General features: G+C 55.2%; 16 protein-coding genes and 1 pseudogene. 12 read left to right on the forward strand and 5 right to left on the reverse strand.

Features of this window, described 5'->3' with window-relative positions; translation table 11 throughout:
• Window positions 1–760: 760 nt before the first annotated feature.
• Window positions 761–1,855, reverse strand: a complete 1,095-nt coding sequence (locus MP439_02025) for a hypothetical protein (GenBank protein ID MCI2974840.1) — start codon at window positions 1,853–1,855, stop codon at window positions 761–763.
• Between the two features lie 1,869 nt (window positions 1,856–3,724).
• On the opposite strand from MP439_02025, the gene MP439_02030 reads away from it, so the two are divergent.
• Window positions 3,725–4,357: a hypothetical protein gene (locus tag MP439_02030; GenBank protein MCI2974841.1), complete on the forward strand. Its 633-nt coding sequence runs from the start codon at window positions 3,725–3,727 to the stop codon at window positions 4,355–4,357.
• 161 nt (window positions 4,358–4,518) lie between these two features.
• On the opposite strand, the gene MP439_02035 is transcribed toward MP439_02030, so the two are convergent.
• Window positions 4,519–4,683, reverse strand: a complete 165-nt coding sequence (locus MP439_02035) for a hypothetical protein (GenBank protein ID MCI2974842.1) — start codon at window positions 4,681–4,683, stop codon at window positions 4,519–4,521.
• 141 nt (window positions 4,684–4,824) lie between these two features.
• On the opposite strand from MP439_02035, the pseudogene arr reads away from it, so the two are divergent.
• The 5 genes and pseudogenes from arr (at window position 4,825) to MP439_02060 (ending at window position 10,113) form a co-directional block, all read left to right on the forward strand.
• Window positions 4,825–5,165, forward strand: a pseudogene (gene arr / locus MP439_02040) (NAD(+)--rifampin ADP-ribosyltransferase).
• Window positions 5,166–5,893: 728 nt separating this feature from the next.
• Complete coding sequence (locus tag MP439_02045; protein ID MCI2974843.1) at window positions 5,894–7,057, forward strand: hypothetical protein; 1,164 nt, start codon at window positions 5,894–5,896, stop codon at window positions 7,055–7,057.
• Between the two features lie 481 nt (window positions 7,058–7,538).
• Window positions 7,539–8,843 carry a 3-phosphoshikimate 1-carboxyvinyltransferase gene (gene aroA / locus MP439_02050; protein ID MCI2974844.1) on the forward strand — a complete coding sequence of 435 codons (1,305 nt, stop codon included), beginning with the start codon at window positions 7,539–7,541 and terminating at the stop codon, window positions 8,841–8,843.
• A gap of 75 nt (window positions 8,844–8,918) precedes the next feature.
• Complete coding sequence (locus MP439_02055; GenBank protein ID MCI2974845.1) at window positions 8,919–9,164, forward strand: type II 3-dehydroquinate dehydratase; 246 nt, start codon at window positions 8,919–8,921, stop codon at window positions 9,162–9,164.
• Window positions 9,165–9,684: 520 nt separating this feature from the next.
• Entirely contained in the window at window positions 9,685–10,113 is a 429-nt protein-coding gene (locus tag MP439_02060; protein MCI2974846.1) for an N-terminal phage integrase SAM-like domain-containing protein, read from the forward strand.
• On the opposite strand, the gene MP439_02065 is transcribed toward MP439_02060, so the two are convergent.
• Window positions 10,067–10,702 carry a toll/interleukin-1 receptor domain-containing protein gene (locus MP439_02065; GenBank protein ID MCI2974847.1) on the reverse strand — a complete coding sequence of 212 codons (636 nt, stop codon included), beginning with the start codon at window positions 10,700–10,702 and terminating at the stop codon, window positions 10,067–10,069. The two genes, MP439_02060 and MP439_02065, sit on opposite strands and share 47 nt — an antisense overlap.
• A gap of 90 nt (window positions 10,703–10,792) precedes the next feature.
• On the opposite strand from MP439_02065, the gene MP439_02070 reads away from it, so the two are divergent.
• From MP439_02070 to MP439_02080, 3 genes are read left to right on the forward strand one after another with little or no spacing between them, the layout of a single operon-like run.
• Window positions 10,793–11,626 carry a TIGR04255 family protein gene (locus MP439_02070; GenBank protein ID MCI2974848.1) on the forward strand — a complete coding sequence of 278 codons (834 nt, stop codon included), beginning with the start codon at window positions 10,793–10,795 and terminating at the stop codon, window positions 11,624–11,626.
• Window positions 11,619–12,284: a helix-turn-helix domain-containing protein gene (locus tag MP439_02075; protein MCI2974849.1), complete on the forward strand. Its 666-nt coding sequence runs from the start codon at window positions 11,619–11,621 to the stop codon at window positions 12,282–12,284. The genes MP439_02070 and MP439_02075 overlap by 8 nt, the downstream gene beginning before the upstream one ends.
• 53 nt (window positions 12,285–12,337) lie before the next feature.
• Complete coding sequence (locus MP439_02080; GenBank protein MCI2974850.1) at window positions 12,338–12,970, forward strand: hypothetical protein; 633 nt, start codon at window positions 12,338–12,340, stop codon at window positions 12,968–12,970.
• Between the two features lie 546 nt (window positions 12,971–13,516).
• On the opposite strand, the gene MP439_02085 is transcribed toward MP439_02080, so the two are convergent.
• Complete coding sequence (locus tag MP439_02085; GenBank protein ID MCI2974851.1) at window positions 13,517–17,203, reverse strand: relaxase domain-containing protein; 3,687 nt, start codon at window positions 17,201–17,203, stop codon at window positions 13,517–13,519.
• A 244-nt stretch (window positions 17,204–17,447) separates the two neighbouring features.
• On the opposite strand from MP439_02085, the gene MP439_02090 reads away from it, so the two are divergent.
• The gene (locus MP439_02090; protein MCI2974852.1) at window positions 17,448–17,945 is read left to right on the forward strand and encodes an ATP-binding protein; all 498 of its coding nucleotides are present in this window, start codon (window positions 17,448–17,450) and stop codon (window positions 17,943–17,945) included.
• Here MP439_02090 and MP439_02095 read toward each other — a convergent pair.
• The gene (locus MP439_02095) at window positions 17,913–18,413 is read right to left on the reverse strand and encodes a transposase (protein MCI2974853.1); all 501 of its coding nucleotides are present in this window, start codon (window positions 18,411–18,413) and stop codon (window positions 17,913–17,915) included. The genes MP439_02090 and MP439_02095 overlap by 33 nt on opposite strands.
• Window positions 18,414–19,709: 1,296 nt before the next feature.
• On the opposite strand from MP439_02095, the gene MP439_02100 reads away from it, so the two are divergent.
• Window positions 19,710–19,871, forward strand: a complete 162-nt coding sequence (locus MP439_02100) for a hypothetical protein (GenBank protein MCI2974854.1) — start codon at window positions 19,710–19,712, stop codon at window positions 19,869–19,871.
• 433 nt (window positions 19,872–20,304) lie between these two features.
• Window positions 20,305–21,165, forward strand: coding sequence for a hypothetical protein (locus MP439_02105; protein MCI2974855.1), 861 nt, complete (start codon window positions 20,305–20,307; stop codon window positions 21,163–21,165).
• Window positions 21,166–21,557 lie beyond the last annotated feature (392 nt).

Consider the following 21,557-nt stretch of genomic DNA (forward strand, 5'->3'; position numbering starts at 1 on the left):
GGTTGTCGTCCGTGAATGGGGCCGGTTGCTAGCAGACCTCTTGAGCGAACGATGAGTCGCTAACGCGCCAAGGACGTCTGGCGAAGTTTCACAAGTCACTCCCGATTCATCGCCAGGTGGCATTTGCTGTGAGCGACGTCAAACCATATCACGCCGTGGTTACGGTGTCGGTAATCGCTGATTGATGTTGCGAGCGGTGATGGCGTTGGCGAGAGGGAAGGCGGCGGTGTCCCCTTGGATCACAAGAGCCGACATGGATGCGTTCCTGACCGGCTCATGGGCTGACATTGACCCATGGACCGAGGGGCACGCGCAGCCATACTCCTGGTTTTGGTCACTTCTTCGATCAACGTGCTTCTGGTCCTCTTGACAGGAGCACTCATCGTCGTCGTTCGACCTGGAACAGCGGTCCACTGCACTTGGTCTTTGTGTTGCGACTCTTGTCTTCTCGTGTAGTTCACTGTCCCATGCAGTTGGAGCGCGTGTCGCACTCCACGGTGTTCAGCTCGGTGTTCGGCGTCTGATGCGTCTGACGGTCGGTACTTCGGTGGTCAGCCCGCCTACGATCGCGATCATCGCACATCTCAACACAACGAGATTATCGATGGTGTAAGGAGACAGCGATAGGCTCGGCTAGGTCCCTTCGAGTTCGTGGACGGATCTCCGTTAGCCGGGATGTCTCAACAAAAGTTCTTGTTGACACAGCTATTGGGTCTCTCTGTGGGGATGGGAGTGAGTGGGCATATGCCCGGTTCCCTCGTTAGGAGGTCGGGTAGATCTTGGTCCAGGTCCGTCCTGCGTTGATGGTTCCCCACATGGCTGGATGCAGCTGAGAATGAGTAAATTCGGATATTGTCAAGAACCCCGTCGTCAGTGACACGAATTTGAGCGAGGTGCCGCCGATAGCAAATTGGGGCGGTTCTAACGTGGTGACGGTACGGAATCGGTGCCCACCATCGGTCGTAAGCTCAAGTGCGGCATTGGTTCCTCCCTTGTTGGTGACGAGTCGGTAAGCATCTTGGGCACTGACGGGTGCGAGTGTGTCGTCACCAAAGGTTCCCGATGGAGTCCAAAACGGGGTGAAGGCACCGGTCAATGTGTCAGCGTGGAGTTCGCTGACTAGCATTCCTGTTGGACACGTCGCCCAGATGGCAGGTTTCCGGATCTCTAGCGTGCAGTTGGTGACTGCAGTGAGGGCAGGACGAATGAGATCGGCGTAGGGTGAACTGCCATGTTGACTCAGGAAGAGGCGTGGCATGGCAGTCCTTGGGCCAGTAGGGTCGACGGTGACTGCGACTGTAGACCCCTCGGCCGCGAGCGATGGCTGCTCGAGGAATGGATAGGGGAGGGTTGGAGTGACGAGTGGATCTACCTGAGACTTACCGGTCGCCAGCGACCGACGCAGGAGCTCATAGCCCGAACAAGCGGTAGCTCCGCCTCGATCAGAGCAGGTCCCGGTTAGCGCGACGAGTGCGTGAGAGGTGAAGGTGGCCTCCAGGAAAAGGTGGTTTGGGTCTGAGAGTGCACGCCAACGGTGCCCACCATCGGTGGTCACCAGAAGCCTGGTGGTGATCGAGGTGTGCCCATAGCTTCTAAAGAGAGCAAGGCCGTCTTGAGGGGTGGCAAATTGAAACGTTGAGACAACGTTGGCACCGTTTGTCTTTGGCAATCCGAGATTTGGTAGTGTAATGGTTTGCCAGGCGGTTGGCGTGAGCGAAGAGTTCAACGCACTGGTGACGATAGCCTCACAGCGAGCGCGTTGGCAACGGGTATTGCCGACGATGATCACCCCAGAGCCGTTGGTGGTCGTGAGTGCCTGACGGGCATTGAAGGTCGGCGCAACTCCTGTCGTCATCGTCCCGAGGACCGTCGATGGTAGGGACGCACTATGGCTTTGAGTCGACGGGGTAGCGGGTTTCGAGGCTTTGGAGGAGCCGGTTATCTGAGCTGGTTGTGCCCCGCACGCAGCAAGCAATAGAGAACTTAAGGCCAAGACAGAAAGGATGAACCGTGGGCGATGTAGCGGTCGTAGCACGGTATCAGCCTAGGCCAACGATGTTGTCGGTCGCTGAGACGTCTTGGACGCAGCACACGCTGAAACTACTCACAAAACGGGACACACTACTCCTTAACACCAAGGAGACTGGTAGATATGGTAGATATGGAAGAAGATAAGGGGAAAGAGACAAAGGTTCCAAGATATTTGAGCCAGAATTCAAAATGACGCCCTCAGGCTTGTCGAGCTTTCGAATCGATCCGTCAAGCAGGTTGCCAAAGAGTTAGACATCCAGGTGGCGACGTTGTCCAACTGGGTGTATGAGTCGGACAAGGCCAAACGAGGGGCAAGTGGCGCTAGTCGCGACCTCGTCGATGAGAATCGCCAGCTTGCACAAGGAGAACGAGCGGCTCGCAATGGTGTAAAGAGATCTTACAACGATTTTCGCACCGATTGGGTGAAGGAGACAGGCGAGAGCTGATCTATCGCTTCATCGATACAAGTGCGGCTAAATTTCCTTTGTCTGTGCTCGCTCAGGTGTGTGGGGTCTCTCAATCGGCTTATTAGTCGTTGGGACGACGAGGGGCGCCCAAGACATGAGGCTGCGTGTCGTGCCCGTGAAACGCTTTAAGGAGCGCGTTGTCACGGCCTTTGAGGAAAGTCGACATCTATGGGGCCCCAAGGCTTACACGCGAGCTCCAAGAGCCGTGGAATCGACGTCTTTCGAGGCGACGCTTAGGACGCATCATGGCCGAGCTTGGAATTAAAGGGGCTAGCGGTAGGGCAAAGACAATCACGACAAAGCCTCAATCGCCATGTGCGGAAGAGTGATGACCTGGTCAAACGCCAACTTCACGGTCGACAAACTTGATGTTCTTTCGGGTCAGTGACTTGACCTACGTCGGGACTAAGGAGGGTTGGCTCTACCTGGTGTGCATCATGGATGCCTGCTCGAGGAGGATTCTTGGTCACGCGATGGGTGAGACCATGGACACACAAGGTGTTCATCGACGCTCTCAGCCTGGCCAAAGCCGTCTAAGGCAAAGCATGTTGGGCAGAGACGATCTTTTCCTCTGATCATGGTTCAGAGTACTTCAGCGAGGACTTCAAAGAGATGCTTGAAGGATCTCGGCCATGGCCCAATCGATGGGAACGGTTGGCGACTGCCTCTTAACCGGCTAATCGTGAGGCACCTCAAAATTTGGGCGGAGCGCCTCGATTAGCAGGTTAAGAGGCAAGAACCGCGATATTTGATTGGATCCACTGGTACAACAAGACGCGGCGCCATTGGCGCATCGGCTATGTGTCGCCGATTGGCGTTCGAATGCGGGGCTACGCTACAAGCCGCAAGCTAAGCAGAGTTGTGTGTCCCATTTGGTGAGGAACTCCAACGCTTCCCGTTCCCCAAAGCTCTTCGAGTCAGTAACTGTCTCATGCCGTCCATTGCACCCTAGAAATCCTTAGGGGCCAGCGGAGGGGCCAGAGAAGTTTTTCAAGAGCTATACATTGATGCACATATGCGCTCTGGGCTGGTGTAATTTGGTGGAGGTGATGGGACTCGAACCCACGAACCTCTTGACTGCCAGTTCCGCAAAGTAGGGTTTATAGGGTCTCATCGAATCCAACAAAGTACATCTGAACTGGGATTATGCATTTTAGGGTAAGTCACCCCAGGCCACGTCCATGACCCCATAGGCAACCGGATAGGCAACCGGATAGAGTGAAAGAATGCGAGGTAGACGGACGCTTGGCCAAGGCAGTATCTATCGCTATGGCGACCAGTGGCGTGCCCTCTTGAAGTGGACGGGACCCGACGGTAAAGTCATCACCCGCTCGAAGCGATGTCGCACGAAAGCAGAGGCAGAAGCTGCACTAGCGAAGTTTCGCGGAATACGTGATGCCGACGTCACCGAGAATGCAGCAACGACTATTGACATGTTGCTCACCCGATGGCTTACAACCCATGGGGGCGATATTGCTGGCTCGACCTTGGTTCAGTACGAGTGGGCCACAAGGCATATCACCAAGAGGTTGGGATCTCTCCGGATCGAACGGCTCACCCCAGCGATGGTCGATCGCTTCGTGGATCAACTCGCAGAGTCAGGGCTGTCACCTCGTTCACGTCGCCTCATCCGAGTAGTCCTCTCCCAAGCCTGCAAGGCAGCCGTTGGCTGGCGATTGATCCCGGCAATCCCCTGTGATCATGCGAGGCCGATCAAACTGGAGCGACGAGAGCCGGAGGCTCCCAGTGTTGAGAAGGCGAGACGACTCCTCGATGTTCCAGAGCTTTCCAGCGCTGTACGCCACCGAGGACACACCGCTGGCCGAGAAGATGCTCCACGTCTACTACTTTCTCGGTAGCCATGACTGGTACATAGCCGAGTTGGACCCCGAGACCGGCCTTGCATTCGACTACTCCACAGGCGGCGCCTGCGAGCGGGGCTACATGGACCTTGTCGAGATGGAAGAAGTCATCGGTGCAATGAGCGTCATCGAGCGTGACATTCATTTCGTGCCAACGACTACACAGGAGCTAGACAGTGTCTGGCTCCTGTGTAGGAGTCGAGTCGCACAGCCCCTGGCAACGCCCGAGCAACGAGGCCTTCAACGGTCTTGTCCGGCGCTGGCCGCCGAAGTCGAGCGACCTGTCGATCTACGACCAAGACGACCTCGACGCGATCAGCCACCAGTTCAACACCATGCCCAAGCGCTCACTCGGGTAAGGGAGCGCATACGAGTGCTACCATCGGTCTGCTGTTGCACTGACTGGTTGAACTGGCCCTGTTTGTGATAAAAGAAAGTATGGATGACGGAAGCCAGGAGATCTAATCAAGCCCGGCTACAACTCCAACTTTGGCAACCGCAATGGGGCCAACCACGTCTATCTGACGGCAACTGTGGACGCTGCTGTCTGGGGAGCAGAGCTGGCAATCGGCGAGAGCCCCGGCAGGTCTACATCGTGGAACCAACCGGCCCCATTGAGGACGATCCGAACCTCACGGACAAGAAGTTCTCCGGCAACCCAACGAAGTCGTACCGCTCTCGTGACCCACTATTGGTCACGGGCGAACTCACGGACTGGGAGGGGCACAACCCTGATGTCCTTCAGGCGATGAAGGACAATGTCGAACGCCTCAAGCAGCTTGGCATCGAGGCAATCGACGACTGATGAGCCGTCGCCGAGCGGAAGAAGAATGTGTCAGTCCGAGATTAAAAGGCAGCTTTGTTGTTCAGTTGATCCACATCCTGTAAATCGCACTTCTGCCACGCTCGAACCATGATATGATCGGCAGATGGGGCATAGTATGTTTCACTCACACTCTGGATTGTTTGCGTCAGCGCGACCTGGAACTGTTGTTGCGGGGGGGCTGCGACATCGCATACGGTGGATTCAACATGCCCCAGGCTTTCACCAGGTGGGGTGTACCTGCGGTTGGGTGTCGGCACGGCCCTCCCGTTTGCAGGCCGCCGCAACTGAGGCGGGACGTGGACATATTGCTGATATGGCTAGAGTTGCTCGCAACGAATCTAAGCAGGAACTCCGGAAGCAGACAATGCAGAGACGAAGTGAAGCGAGATTGGCTCGCCGATTACGTCGCCAAAAGCAGGCGAATACCGATAACCCATAGCGGACTGTGAACACATCGCAGCTTAGTGTGGGTTGGTTTATACACCCGTAAGGAAATGTCCTTGGCTCAAACGGATGCCATTGAACTTTGATAAACTCTCGATCTATCAACCTCGTTAGGTTCGTTCCTTTGGACCCGCTTTCAGGTTGTTGCTGTCGCGACGACATCTAGTTTTCGCGCCGCTAAGATCTCGTGAATGCGAGCTGGAATCCACCAGCTCATTATGACCAACATAAGATGATGTGGTTGACGCGCCGGAGTTGGGGGAGTGATGGTGGACGCTAATGAAGATGTCGAGTGTATAGACGAGTTTCCGTACGGGGAAAGTGCGGTTTGTTCGGACGATTCACTACGATTGGAGTCATCAACTAAGACACAGGATCCGTCATTACCGACTGGTAATGACGGACAACGGGAATCAGAACCCGGACTCCCTGGAACATATTCAGCCAGCTCGTCAAGTTGGTCGATCGGCTCGAGTAATGATCGCCCTGAATATCCATTGGAGAGTTCTGGAGGCGTTGGTGGGACAACCAAGTATGGCCTGAAAAGTATTCGAGAGGCAATTGTCCAACATCAGGTTCGTAGTGCGTTCCTGGCGATTTTTGTCCTGTTCTTCGCTGATTCTCTCATGCAGGCGAGCCATTCCTCTTTTTTCAATACAGTCTTAGTCGTTGGTTCGTTCCTGGAGCTTGCTCTCATAGTCTTCCTGTTAGCCAAATTGGTGATGTACCTCGCGCGAAGGCCAACATCCAAGGCAACCAAGGTTACGAAAGCTCAGATTGGGTTGGTTCGACGGCGCCGCCACCCAAGCCCTGAATACCTCCAAGCAAGAGATCTTCAGCATCGATATAGAGCTGCATGGGATGAGTATGGCACAGAGGTAGATGAGGCTGAGGCGGCATTGAAGTATTTCGCAGATCCAAAGGGTAAACGAATTATTTCTGGCGGAGGGGTTGTTGTCTACGAGCGGTGGATCCAAACCCCACAGGGTGGCGGTTCGATCATTGGAGTCAGCGCAAAGGCCGATGACTCCACTCTGGAACGCCAGAGGTTTACCGCTACACGGATGCTTGCGTTCGGGATTTTCTCGCTGGCGGCTCCAAAGAAGATCCGCTCTGGACATGCCTATGTTTCCATTGAAGGACCTCAGGTGAACGGTGTGGCGGTATTTCCTCCAGGCAAGAACGCTGGTCCGATTGCTTTCGATTTTGCCGCGAGGATCAATGCGGCTGCCCGTCATGCCAAAGCAAGCGAGAAAGAGCGTCTTGTCTATGTCAAATCAGCGAAGAAAGAGCTGAAGGCGGCGCGAAGAGCTACAGATGCTTTAGAAGCAATAGAGATCGAATACCAGCGTGCCATTGACGCGTTGACTCCTGAAGAGATGGCTGACTTCCAGGATATGCCAAGAACAGGCGATCAGCCAGATTGATCGCCTATATCCGATGGTGCTAACGGTGCAAATTCCACGAAACTCGACGTCGTTTGTTTCCTTGCGCGACACCCGCTGTGAGCTGAGCTGCTTGCAACTGTCGCTGTTCTAAATTCAAGCTTGCGCGGTTCTCCAGTGGGTTGAAGATAGATGAAGATGGGTCATCGACACTCAATGTCTACTATCTTCTCAACTTGAAGCGTTTCCTGATCATGCCAGACGGGCTATCACCACGATTTAAACCAATTGCGGAGCCAAGTACCCAAAGACTGTTCACTGCCTGTCCAAGGATGCCGATGCCACTGACGCAAACGTCAGACGCCGACCCCCTCTCGGGTGTACGAAAACTTCGGAACGGGTGTACGGATTCAATCGGAATCGCTGTGCGGAAACCCTCGGAATACGCAAGAGCCACATCCAATTCAAAATGCGAAATGCTCGTAACTTTGCAGCTGAGGCCGAAGTCAGCGATAATGAGTACATGCATCTCTCCCGCAGTACATTTCCGGACGTTGTATCGATCAAGCGAACTTTGACACGACCCGAAGTGGTTGTTAGACCGCCTGGCTCAAAAAGCCTCACTAATCGGGCGCTGCTGTGCGCCTCTCTGGCAACGGGTCGAAGCGAGTTGCGAGGCGTATTACTGGCCGAGGATTCTTGGGCGATGGTGGATGCTATCACTTTGATGGGTGCCGAAACTTCAGTCAACGAAACTGACTGCGTCGCGACCGTGAAGGGCGTCACTGGATCTGAGTACCACCACCCGCCCCGCATAGACGCTCGACAGTCGGGCACGACTTCACGCTTCATCTTGCCCGTGTTGGCACTAGGAACTGCCAAGACCATCATTGACGGCGATTCACAATTGAGGTCGCGTCCGTTCGAGCCGCTGTTCAACGCACTTCGTTCAATCGGTGGACAGATCGAGAACCTAGCGGAGCCAGGGCAGCTTCCAGTGTCGGTGAGCGGACCGGCTAAGGGTGGCAAGCTCCAAATCGCCGGTCATCTGTCCAGTCAATTTGTGTCTGGATTGCTCATCGCAGGTGCGATGATGCCGGATGGCTTAGAGATAGAACTCACTTCACCGTTGGTCTCCGAACCGTACGTGGAAATGACGCGAGCGGTAATGGCAGCATTTGGCGCAGAGGTCAGCGGATTAACCGTTCGAAACTCAGGTTACGTGGCAACTACGTACGAGGTTGAACCCGACGCAACAGCGGCCTCATATATGCTTGCCGCAGCTGCGATTACCGGCGGCCAAATCACTATCGAAGGTCTTGGCCCGTCGAGTATACAAGGTGACGTTGGATTCGTCAAAGTATTGGAAATGATGGGCGCCAAGATCATCCAAGAGCCAACACGTACGATGCTGACGGGGCCCGAGCAACTTGCTGGAGTGGATGTAGATCTCTCGAACATGTCAGACACAGCACAGACGCTCGCCGCAGTCGCCGTGTTCGCAACATCACCAACTCGAGTAAGGGGAATCGGATTCATACGACATAAGGAATCGAATCGAATACTTGCAATGGTCGAAGAGTTGGGTCGTGCCGGCATCCGAGCTCAAGAGGATCCGGACGGCTTTACGATCTATCCAGGCCAGCCGCATCCGACCAGGTTCGCGACCTACGACGACCATCGAATGGCCATGAGCCTATCACTCTTAGGTCTTCAAGTCCCAGGAGTTGAGATTTCCGGGCCAAATTGCGTATTGAAAACCTACCCTCGTTTCTTCGAAGACTTGTCTCTATTTAGTTCAAGCAATCAATCAAAAGGTGATGGATGAACCAGCTCCCCAATTCAGAGCCCCAAAGCGACCGACCGCAGTTGCTCATGCTCAATGGGCCAAATTTGGTTCGGCTTGGAAATCGAAACAGACACATATATGGAAGAAACCCTCGACGATGTTGTGCTCGAAGTAGAGGCTGTGACCGAGCCCTTAGGTTGGACAGTTGTTGCGGAGCAATCTGACAACGAGGCCGAGTTAATTGGACTGCTCTTTAAACACCCAGACATCAGGGCGGCGATCATAAATTCCGGAGCGCTGATGATTGTGGGATGGTCATTTCGAGACGCACTTGAAGATGTCGCCTTTTCCGTGGGTTGAAGTCCATATATCCAATATTTGGGCTCGCGAAACATTTAGGCACAATTCAATCCTTTCCCCAACTGCATCAGGTGTTGTTGCGGGTCTTGGAACACTCGGATATCCAATTGCAGCCAGAGCTAGCGTTGCACTCGCGACAGCGCGAGCAGACAATGACGCATAGTTTTGAGATCTTTCTGACCCGGGGGCGTTTCTCATCTGCGGCATCGTCGTTGCCTCTTCTAGGCTCCATCGGCTTGCTCTTCTCCGACGAGATGCCACAGACAAGCTTGGTAAGGGTTACCACCTTCTCGGTGAGTGCGCCAATCTGGCCTTCGACCTCGCTCACCCTTGCCAGTAGCGTGGCGTTCTCTGTCTGAAGGCGAACGTTATCGCCAGTTCCGCAAAGTAGGGTTTATAGGGTCTCATTGAGTCCAACAAAGTGCTTCTGAGCTGGCATTATGCATTTTGGGGTAAGTCACCCCAGGCCACGTCCGTGACCCCATAGGCAACCGGATAGGCAACCGGCTAGAGTGAAAGAATGCGAGGTCGAAGGACGCTTGGCCAAGGCAGCATCTATCGCTATGGCGACCAGTGGCGTGCCCTCTTGAAGTGGACCGGACCCGACGGTAAAGTCATCACCCGATCGAAGCGATGTCGCACCAAGGCAGAGGCAGAAGCCGCATTAGCGAAGTTTCGCGGAATACGTGATGCCGGTGTCACCGAGAATGCAACAACGACTATTGACATGTTGCTCACCCGATGGCTCACAACCCACGAAGGCGATATCGCTGGCTCCACCTTGGTGCAGTACGAGTGGGCCACAAGGCATATCACGAAGAGGTTGGGATCTCTCCGGATCGAACGGCTCACCCCGGCGATGGTCGATCGCTTCGTGGATCAGCGCTATCAGGATGAAGGCACTATGCGCCATCGACCGTGCCTGGCCCGTCTTCTTTGGCGTAGTTGACGGCCAAGTACAACAACCCGGCAACAGCGGTCAGGACGAGCAAACCGATCAGAACCTGGTTGGCATTCAGTTGGAGCTGAGCGCTAAGTTGGAGCTGAAAGGCGGGCTGAGTGTTGACGACGAAGACTGGGGGCGTCGGAAGACCTTGCAGCTCGCTCAGCCTTCTGATGGCTGCGATGAGGTCCGCGCTACTCGCGGCGACGTCCTCGTGGTCAAAGGAGATGTACTCAATCCCGTCGAGCATGGCAAGGGAAGTCGGGTCCACTCGGCGATCGAAGAGGACCAGAACTGGTTTCCCGACTTGTCGCGCCGCGCCTATCTCCTGATGGACGTAACGGGAGGAGTCACCCTGAGGAGTGAGCAACGCGAGCAGTGCGTCGCTTCTGATGATGGCATCACGTATCTTTTCTGCCAGCATCGTGCCGGCCTGCACATCGTGATCGGCACGGTAGGCGTCGATCCCCATGGCCTCGATCTGGGCAGCAACCCAGTCGACGATCCGGCGGTCAGCGCTGGAGTGGCTGAGGAAGACCTGAGCACGGGCATTCGCAGGTTGGCTCACGAGCGGTCGCATCGAATCTGCGGTCATTGTTCCTCCTCTCAGGCGGATATTGGTTACACCTAAACTATGCTATCTGCTTACTGTTTAGGTTATGCTCTTACTCAGGGAAGGACGCTAGTGGCCGATACACATGAGGTATACCCGAACGCGCCGTTGGCGCTGGTCGCCGTCGAGGTGCGGTTCCCGAACAGCGCGGATACCCGTCCCCTGCCGATGAATCTGCAACGCTCGTTCCGGGACCTGCTTGGCGAGGCGTGGGTCATCGAGTCTCAGAAAGTCCAACAGGTTACGTTTGCCGTCAACACTGCCGGTGCCGTGCCTCAAGCGATGCCGATGCTGACCATCCCGAGGTTCACTGTGCGGGACCGTACGCTGGCAGTGGCGATCACTGAAGAGAGCCTGACCATCGAAGCCACCCGCTATCGCCATTACCCCGAGTTCCGTGAGATCGTGGCACGTGCTGTAGCCGCAGCAGCCGAGGTCCTCCTGCCCGATGGAGTCGCCCGCGTAGGTATGCGCTATATCGACGAGGTCCGCGTGCCCGACATTGCGAACGAAGCCCCCTCGGCCTGGCAGGACTGGGTCGATGCCTCACTCCTGGCCCCCCAACTCGACGCGATGAGCGATGCCGGCTTCGTCTCAACCGGGTGGGAGGGAGCGGCACAGTACAGGACCGGACCAGACCAGAGGTTGGTACTTCGGTACGGACCCCGGACTGGTTACGTGGTCAACCCGGTCGGCCTGCTCAACCGGCCTACTCCGCCCAGTCCAGGGCCTCTGTTCGCACTGGACTTTGACTGTTTCTGGGAGCCACCCGACATTCCCGAGTTTGACTCGGGGATCATTATGGACACTTGCGACCAACTCAGACGACCCATTCGGGCGTTATTCGACATGCTTGTCACCGACAAGCTCCTCGCAGAGTTCACGAAGGAGGGGAACGTTGGCTGACCTCATCACGGCGGATCGCACTCGGACTAGCTCGACCACGGAAGCGCCGACGAATGTGTCACGGACTCGGACCATTGACGAGCTGGTCGAAGATGTCGGCCATCTGCGTAATGTCACTCGCCTCCTTGGTGATGATGTCGAAGAGGCAAGTCGACGAGTGAGCGAAGTCCACCATCAAGCATTTCAGGCACAGCTCAACAGCAAGGCCCGGGACATGGCGAAGCGGCCAGCGACCGAGATGCTCGACGAGCTCGCCGGGCGAGGCTTCGCCTGGCGAGACATCGCTCGACTGGTTGGAGTATCTGTTCCCGCAGTCCGAAGGTGGCGTCAAGGCGAATCCCCAACCGGCCCGCACCTACTGGCCATAGCACGTCTCTTTGCGTTCATCGAGATCCTCCGCATCGACCACCTCATATATGATGTCGCTGCGTGGTTGGAAATGCCACTCGTCCCTGAAGCACCCATGACCGGGATCGACATGGCTGTCGATGGTCACTTTGTGGACCTACTCGATCTGGCTACGGGACACGAGACCCCAGAGGCAGCACTCGACCACTGGCAGCCAGGTTGGCGCGAACGTAGCTTCTCGGAATTCGAGATATTTGAGGCCGCCGACGGGGAACTCGGTCTTCGTCCGATTTCCCGAGGCGATGATTGAACCTCGAAACCTACGCTGTAGTCGCCGACTTGTACCTGGCCCGAGGCCAGGAGGTGAATAGCAACCGCCCAGCCTTCACCGGAGACGTCTTAGCTGACGTCCCGATCCCAGGTATTCAGGATGGTGGGATGGCCGTCATTGTCGCCCATCCATGCACCATGCGCGGGTCCCAGGCGCGAATGCGAGAACGCATCCTCGTCGCAGCAGTTCGCGGGCATAGCCGAATCGGGCGCGAGGCTTGGACGAAGGGCTACTACGACTTCATGCCGTTTCCCGAGCTCATCAACAGCAACTTCTATGTCGGTCGGCTCGACGAACTCGGGACGGCCCTAACAGTCGATCTCAACACTGCCAAACGAGTAGCGTGCCTGTCGGAGTACGGGGTGAACCTTCTCCAGCAACGACTTATCTGGCACTTTACGCGCCTTGCAGTCGAGACCTTCCGCATCCAAGAAGCGTTTGCACACACCTACGAAGAAGCTGATCTTCTAGAAGAGTGGAGCGATACTCTATCATTGACGGGAGTATCCCACGCGGATGCCGCTGCAAGCTTCGAGGAGTTCATCAGAGCGGATCACGGGAACGGCCGTACGCTGCAAGAAGATCTCCGGGACGTCCAGCGTCGTTCGGCAGTCCGAGTTGCATGCCGAAATGAGGCCCGGCGCCTCTCGTCAGGCTCGGCCTGACCGGTTGTGTATGGGTGAACGCGTTCCGGATGGCTTGCAGCTCAGCGACGTAGCGGTCGTCCGAAACCAGGGGTTTTGCAACATTCTGGATGCACGCTACTTGGTATGGCTGGGTCTGTAGAATGGAATGGCGTTGGGGACGAGATGGACCAGGGAAAAGTCACCAGGCACTAGCGTCGTGATTACGTGTTAGCTTCGGCGCAGCCAGGGGCAGCGATGAGTAGTGCGTCTCGCGCCTTAGCTCGCGGACTATCGGGTCGGACAGTTCGATGCCAATCACTTGGACGTTACTCACTACCAGCACAATGCCAATCCGCCCGGTGCCAAGGGCGAGCCCCGAAGCACAGCTCGAGTCAGTCAGATCCTTGAGTCATTGTTGATCACACCAAGGGCCTAAATGGTGGATATTTTGACTAGTGTTTGCGATATAGTGCGCCGCAGTCCTTCCTTGACTCCATGGTCGAGCATGATGTTGACTATGCGTCGTTCGGACAGCCACGCGGTGGGGCATTGTAGCGAGCACTGATGACGACTTCGACACCAGAACTACCTTTCAGCTGCATTGATATTTCTTGTGGCACTGTTCTCGACAAAACCGATATGGCCGTGCGTCTCGCTCGTATTCACCGTGCTATTAGAGAGCCTGACAACAGCCTTTACCGCGGAGCTAGCCCTTCTCCACTGCCCAAGCTGTTCGATGCTATCGACGCATTCCTCCTTGCCGATGACCGTGTTACCGGTGATGTTCCACTGTTCTCGATAGGCTGCAATCGTCGCGACGTTTGCCAACCAAGCTGCTTGGTGTGTTGGATCTGATGGCATCTGTCCGAGTAGTTGTACCCACTTGGCCCGCTCCTCTATTGCCCGTTCAGCGAGTGCGATAGCACGTTGCTCGATTGCACGCTCACGCTCGATAAGGGCTTGGCCCAGGTCTGGATCGGTTACCTCGGTCGCTCTTGGGATGAGTCCCGCGATAAGGTTGCTTGCCCCGATCCGCCTGCTGCCATGCTTGTGCGTCCAACTCGCTACTCGGTTGGCTAACACCGCCGCTAGGTCATCGGCATCATCGAATTGGCGTGCTGTAACGATTGTTGGGAAGTCATTGTCGATGTCAATTCCACGTGCCTTTGCACCTCGAAGGGCTGAGAGTAGTGGTCCGTACGCTGAGCTCTCTCGAATCTGTTCTAGGTGTTCATCCGTTAGACCCGAGCGCGTAAGTAACTCGTTCCACCGCTCCTCTTCGGCGATTCTTGCGATCGTCTCATACTCCCCATGGAGCCGGATGATTCCTTCTGCTTCCTCGTGTTCTTTCCGGATCATCTCATGGGCTCCCATCTCTGATCCCTGATTGGCAAGACAGGTGATAAGGACTTGGCGAGCGGATTGTACTTCGGTCGTCCCCTCATGTGCAGTCGCGGGATCTGGGTCATAGTGGGTATCGACATAGAGGAGGTTTGCCTCTCTCCCTCTCGTAGCTGCGACGTAAAGAACCTCTCGTGGAGTTGTACTGGTGATCATCGCATGGGCAGTATCGAGCGTTCGTCCCTGTGCACGATACGCAGTCGTGGCATAGGCCAACTCGACATGTTCGGCCACATAGTCAGGTGGCAGTGTGACTTCTCCTCTTCCTCCAAGGCGTCTGATGGTCATAGTGCCGTCGTTACTGGTCGCTATTACCCGCCAACGATCACCGTTCTTCACCCACCCCTTGCCGGTTGTGAGTAGTCGATTGTTCTCTCGAGTTACGACCTCATCACCAACCCCAGCTACAGCCCCATCGACCAAGCTCAACCCCGACTCTGCTACCTCACCTGTGGCAACCCTGTCGACTCTGGCTCGGTTGTTCAACTCGGTTACCGTATCCGAATCCCCCGCGATCATGAGTGAGTCCTTGCCCGCTGTGACGTCGCTCCTCCAGGCCTGATAGAGTGTCTCGATCAACTCCTCTCGTTCACCCTCTTTGATCCTTTGGTGCGTCTCATAGGCATCGATCGCCTCCTCGTCACCTATGCGTAGCTCCATGCTCGCTGTCCTCTCCCAGGCATGGACAAAGCGGCGAACATCGCTCAACGTCGGCACCACCATGTCTCCTCGCTCTCGAACCAGGGATCCAAACATCCCACCGGCTGTAATGCTCGAGATCTGAGCCGGATCTCCAACCAGTAACACCTTGGCATCGGCCTCTTGGGCGGCACTTACAAGCTCATCTAAGGCAAAGGTTCCAATGAGAGAGGCCTCATCGATGATGACCAACTGACCGGGGTGAAAGCGCCACCGGGTGAGCAGCCCCTGTAGCCTTTCGATCTCCCTTTGGCGGGCGCCCCTTTGCTCTGGAGCATCTGGAATTACCGCGGTAAGGCTGGCCAGGCGATCGCGTTCTGCCTGTCTCCTGGCGCTCTGTCGCCACTCATGGAGCCACTTGGCGGTGTTCTCGGTCTCGATGCCGAGCTCATCGGCTAGCACCTGGGCAGCCGTTGCCGATGGAGCTAGCCCAATGACGCTACCTGGTCCATGTTCTAGCTCCCAAGCAGCACGTAGGCCAGCCATCGTCGTCGTCTTGCCGGTACCCGCTGGTCCAACGAGTAGATCAAGGCGACGAGGAGAGGTGGCGATCGCCTCAACTGTCAGGGCTTGATCGGAGCTCATCGTAAAGTTTTTTCCCGGTAGGTTTACCTCGGTAATAGCCTTGACGGTGCTGACCGAAACGACCGGAGCATCAAGGGACCTGGCGGCCCGAAACAGATCTGTCTCGGCATCCAAGAGGGTTGCGGTGGTATAGAGATGGCGCTCCTTTGGTCGCATCCGAGAGCTGCCGTCTGCTCTTTGAAACCGCTCTGGTAGGTGATAGAGCTCAGGTGAGCTGATCTGGATCGCCTCGCCCAGGGCGATCTCTGTCGTTCGCTCTGCAACCGCTACCCGGTCGTCGGGGCTGACAAAGCGTAACCCCTGGAGTTGGCGATGGACCTCGGCTAGGACGTTTGTGCGTCCAAAGGTGGCGTGACGCTCTGAGACCCCCTCGAGGGCTAGGCCCGCAACTTCTTGGAGCATCTCTTTACTGAGATCGCCGGCACGAAGTAGTGGCAACTCATTGCGATTCGCCAAGCTGGCAACGAAGGTAGTTGGGTCATCATCGAGGTAGCGGGCTGCTCGCTGGCGCCAGTCATCTGTCATCTCGGCGAGGCTTCGATGCACCTTGTCCTGGCGGGTCTCGAGGTTGGCCTGTTGGGCGAGGCGTACCGATTCGACCGCACTTGGGGTTCGTCCATGAGCGAGAGTAAATTGCTCTACGAGATGTGCCTTGTGTTCTCTGACCGCCGCTACCCGCTGTGAGAACTCTTCCATGAGATCTATTGGCACTCCTATCATCTCAGACTTTGACATCCCACCTGGGGTCACCCTCTCTTCCCAGCCAACCCCGAGGGCCTCGGTGAGAAGGTCAGACAATACTCCTTCGTGCATCACGCCAAGGGTCACGATGGACTTATACAGGCCACTCCCATCGAGGGTTCGCCACTTGCCATCAGAGATTGACTTGGCTCGGTTCCAGACGATGACATGATCGTGGAGCTGTGGATCACCAGCTCGGCTGTCATAGTGGGTAAAGCTTGCAGCACTAATGCCGGTGACGTCCTCCTGGAGAACGCCGTTCTTACCAGAGCGTGAGTGAATCACCTCACGTTCTGCATAGCCAAGGACATAGTCGATAGCTCGTTGATGACACCGATAGATAATTGCCTTGGTCTCCGAATCGGCTAGAGCCCATGCAACAGAGACGGATTTAGAGGGTGAGAAGGTGAGATCGAAACCAGCTACCGGCTTGCCGATCTTCTTTTCAGCTTGGGCCTCTTCGGCCTTGATCGTTTCAATCGCCAAGGCTCGATCCTCCTCTGTGAGAGTCTCTGGTAACCGGGCAACTCTGGCCTTGATCCGATCGGCCATGCTCACCCGTCGGATTCGTAACGCCTGTCCAACTGGATCACCAGTGAGTGGATCAGCAACAAGTCCAAGCATGTTCCACAACTGAGATTCGGTGACCTCTGAACCATGCTCTACCCCCTTCCCCCCTCCGAGATCAGCCAGCCCTCTACCCTTCCATCGACCCGGTGGGGTGCCAGACTCTGCGTAGTAACGGGTCAGCTCTGAGCTCTGATCTCCTCGGCCATCACCTACGGCGATCGAGTCCATGAGGTACCTATAACCCTGGCCGAGGGAGAGCTTGCGGATGGTGAGCATGGGAGTGTTCCTTTGATAAAGGGGTGCCGAGTGTGTCCTTGTTAGGGGACCAAACGGTTGGAAATCTGTCACGCTCGTTGACGAATGTCCGTTCGAATTTCGCGATAGCGGCCTCGGATGCAAGGCGTGTGGTAGGAGTTTGGCTACTTTGGGTGTGCTAGGAGTTTGGCTACTTTGGGTGTCCGGCTGAGCTAGGCCTTTGCTGGTGTGAGCGATAGGCTCTCTGTTGGATTGCCCTAAGGGTATGACTGTCGACGACCGGGTCTTTGTTGACAGTTTGCGAGCGCGGTTTTTCGCAGAAGAACCTGGTCATGTCAATCGATCATCGATGCATCTCGTTGCCGAATTACCGCGCGGTGGTGATGGGAGGTTGGCACGTCTCATGAATGCCTGGTCCAAGGTGGAGGTGTTGATCTTGGATGATTTCCTCATCCGACCCATCAGCCCGGATGCCGCCAGTGACACCTTGGAGGTGATCGAGGATCGTCATGGACTTCGCTCAACGATCCTTACCTCACAACTCCCAGTTGCCAACTGGTACGCAAGCATTGGCGATCCGACGATCGCTGACGCTCTTCTTGACCGCTTAACAACGAACCTTCACCGCATCGAACTGAACGGAGAATCGATGCGCAAAGTAGTCCCCCTCGACCGACCTACAGGGATTAGGAGTGGCCGAACACCTAGGATGAGAAAAATCAATCGCCGATCAAGAACGGTCACCAGAAAGGAGGTGAGGTAGGGGTTGGGCGTGGCACCCGATGACTACCCGAATGCTCACTCCCTGTCCGAAAACTCCGGATTCGGTGTCCGAAATGAGCGAAATGTGCAGGCTAGGGCCTCTAATCTCCTGATAGATGCCGTCGGCATAGACATAGGAGAAGGTGATCTTACCCAGGTCCCGTTTTTTCCACTCGTCGAACTGAGCTTTCCACTCGACTTTGAGGGAGGAGACGACATTTGGGGTCAGCTTCTTGGCTCCTTCACCGAGGACAACCTCAAGAACCTGGGCCATATCACGTTCTGAGACCCCCTTCAGGTAGGCATAGGCGACCCAGGCATCGATGGACTTGGATCTGTGTAGGTGGGGAGGGATGAGTTTGGATGAGAAGTTGATCGACCCATCGCCGTCACGAGAGCGGATTCTTGCTACCTCAACCTCGCTCGTCTCCGATCGCGGTGGTGATGGATCGCTCGGGGAGGTAGCCATTGCGTACTACGTCCCTACCGGCACTCTTGAGCTCGTTTACCATCTCAGTCACCTCTACCTCAAGAGCGGTAGCGATGAGATGCCTTCCCATGAACGCGCAACAACTCGGTTATCGCATCAGTTACGGCGTAGGTGGGCTTACCCGAGAAGTCAGGGGTTATCATGGTCACCTGCGATTTCCTTTCTGATTGTGTTTTGTTTTCTTACTGACATTCCAGTAGGAAATCTGCACCCAACCAGGCCACTCACCTCAAACTTTCCCCCCCGCGCTCATCAGTAGGCCATACTCAACTTTTCCTGTTACCTCCCCATCCTCCCAGCGCTCGGATACCTCAAGGGAGATGATCCCTAGCAAATCATTGGCCAGTTTGGCCCAGATAATCGAAGGATGCGGGGTCGACGACTCCTCCTCAAGTGCCATGACGAGTGTGACCGGTCCGCCTGTGAAATAGACGGTTCCTCTCTATTGTAGCGAGGTCGGCAACTCAGTTAGCGTCTCCTCGGCTGGAGGTAGCATAAGAGCGTGGTTCTGGCCTCTTCGTCTTGTTCATTGCCATCATGGCACGATCACGAGCTGCTAAGTGGCTGGGAGACCTTAACGGTGATCAAGTTAAAAGCCACCCAGTGTAACAGCAACTGTCAATATGTTTGTCCTCCAAACGGATGACAGAGACTGCAATCACCGTCGGCAAGCGCTCAACTCGTTGGTCACCAGAATCGTAGGTTCATAACTCAACCACGTGAGAGAGTAAAGAGCAAGGACCGTCTTTGATCCGTCTGAGCTGCCCATATTCAATCGCAATATCACCCAAAGGCCCATGTTCCTCTGTTGGTGAAACCCATGTCGCAACTGGTCCTACCTCGGCTGACAGTCTCCCCCTACGAATGTTGGACACCGATCCTGGGGTTTTCAGCTGTCAGATGCCAAACATCCTGGTAGTAGGTATATTTTCGCTAATTTGTCATAATGCTGTGAGAACGTCGCCACGATGTGTTAGGTTAAGAGATGTACCAGACGATAACTCTGGTAGTGATAATTACCATAAGGGGGTAAAGATGAAGGTACCAGGCATGGTTGGTGGGGGCACTGTGGCTCTCAGTTTTCGTCTGGCTAGCGTAAGGAGCTAGGGTGGGCTCGACGGCGACACATTCTCCGGATAAGGCGTAACATGATCGATAGCCGGGAGGTTCTGTTTGCACGATACCCCTGGATAACTCATAGTGTCCCACGCATCATTGGTCGATGCGCTCTTTGGAACCCGTGGATAGAAGAAACTGAGAGGAGGTGAATGAATAATGTCTGACCTGGAAACAATGGTAATGGAAGCTATGAGCGATCTCCAAGGCCGTGAAGCCGAGGGTGATTTTACCCTTGAAATAACGAATTTGGAGGATGTCGATATGGCTGATGGCGGGCACACTATAGCACGTCGTTACCGAATTACATATGAAACATGATATGTAGACGTGGGGGTCGGCAACCTCCGTGAATTGTTTGCGGAGTGTCGGCCCCCTTGTCGGATAGAGATTGGATGAGGTTAAAGCTTCGAATTTATACAAGCTCAGAAGGAGAGTGCTGATGAACGAGGTTAGTGGTTGTACCACGTCTTTCCTCGAACCTGACGTAATAGCTGGGGTGGAGAGGTTTTGCGAGTATTACGTGGAGAGAGCTCAGCCCAGCGCAGTTTTAATCTGCTATACGGTAGAGTGTCGGCTAGCTGCGGCGACCGCGTTGTCCGTTCTTAGGTCTCGAGGTAATGTCAAGGGTAAACTCGACGGAGTTCCTATGGCTCCTCTCGATGATCCGGGCCTGAGTAGCCGTCTACAGGAGTCGATTACTGAGTGTGGATCTTTCGACCGTATCGTGATCATATCGTTCGAGCTGGAGACGATGTCACACTTTCCACTGTTTCGGCGGATTCTCGATGAGTTTGGCCCGGAGAAGTGCGAAGTGATTCGTTGTATTAGTGTATGCGAGGATTTTTTTCTGGAAACCATGACAGTGGAGCCCGCCGAACTGTCAAGGCTGAATGCTGGAGTGCTAACCCGACTGCAGTCAGCGAAGCAGCTCCATATAGAGACACCGTCTGGAACCATGTTAGATGTCGAACTAGACTCGACGAAGTACACATGGATTAGCAATCGGGGACGGGCGCGCCCAGGTGGCTTCGTGATTTTGCCGCCAGGGGAAGTGGCGACCTTCCCGGCTCACGTGGAAGGGGTGCTGGTGGCAGAGAGTGCTTTGAACACTAACTTCTACACGAGAATTGATCCGCGCCTGGCTGCTCACCCTGTCACTGCTGTATTTAGGCGAGACAAGCTAGAGGATCTTAGTTGCGATGAGGCGTCCATACAGCGAGTCCTCAACATATGCAGGACTTTTCCGTTCTTCAATCGCGTGGGGGAAGTTGGCTTCGGTACTAACGTCGGAATCAGAAAGTTGAGTCCGCTGAACTCTCATATCAACGAGCGCTTGCCGGGTATTCATTTGGGCTTGGGTCAGCATAATCAGACCCGGAATGTGGTTCCTGACGACTGCGAGGTACATCTTGATCTTATTTCCGCCGGCGCACTGGTTTGGGTAGATGGTGAGATAGATCCGTCTCTCGACTTTTCGAGACTGGTCCCTTCTGACAACGAGCATCCGCTGACAAACGACGAGGATATCGACGGCGACTGCTGTGGTGTTCGAGATTCATTCTGTATTCGGCCAGATGGGGTCTTGCAGCCAGTTAAAGCGGGCAAGCGGTAGCGCGGACAACCTGGGTTGGTGAGATGAGTGTTCGTCCGTGTGTGGCTGGGCATGCCGGTGCAACGGATACCATAGTTGGGTTGTGCGAAAGTGATTGTGATTTGATACCTCCCGATGTGAGGGTTTAGTACTATATGCCATCTACGTTTTGTGAGGTTAAGTTGCTAATGTAGCGTACCAATCGCCGTGGCCGCTGAGTTTAGCGTAGCGTATTTGTTAGGGTGTAGGGCTTTGATGAACGTGGTTATCGGATCGAGGCGCTGTTGTGATTGTAAAAGGTGCTGTTGATGGCGGTGGCGCTTTGCAAGCGGTATGTTTGTGTTGTAGATTTTAGTATTTCGGAGGTGCGAAGAGGGGATGTGCATCTTAATGCGTTTGGGTGCGACATCAAC

Source organism: Ferrimicrobium sp. (genome assembly GCA_022690815.1).
In the GTDB taxonomy this organism is placed as follows: Bacteria; Actinomycetota; Acidimicrobiia; order Acidimicrobiales; family Acidimicrobiaceae; genus Ferrimicrobium.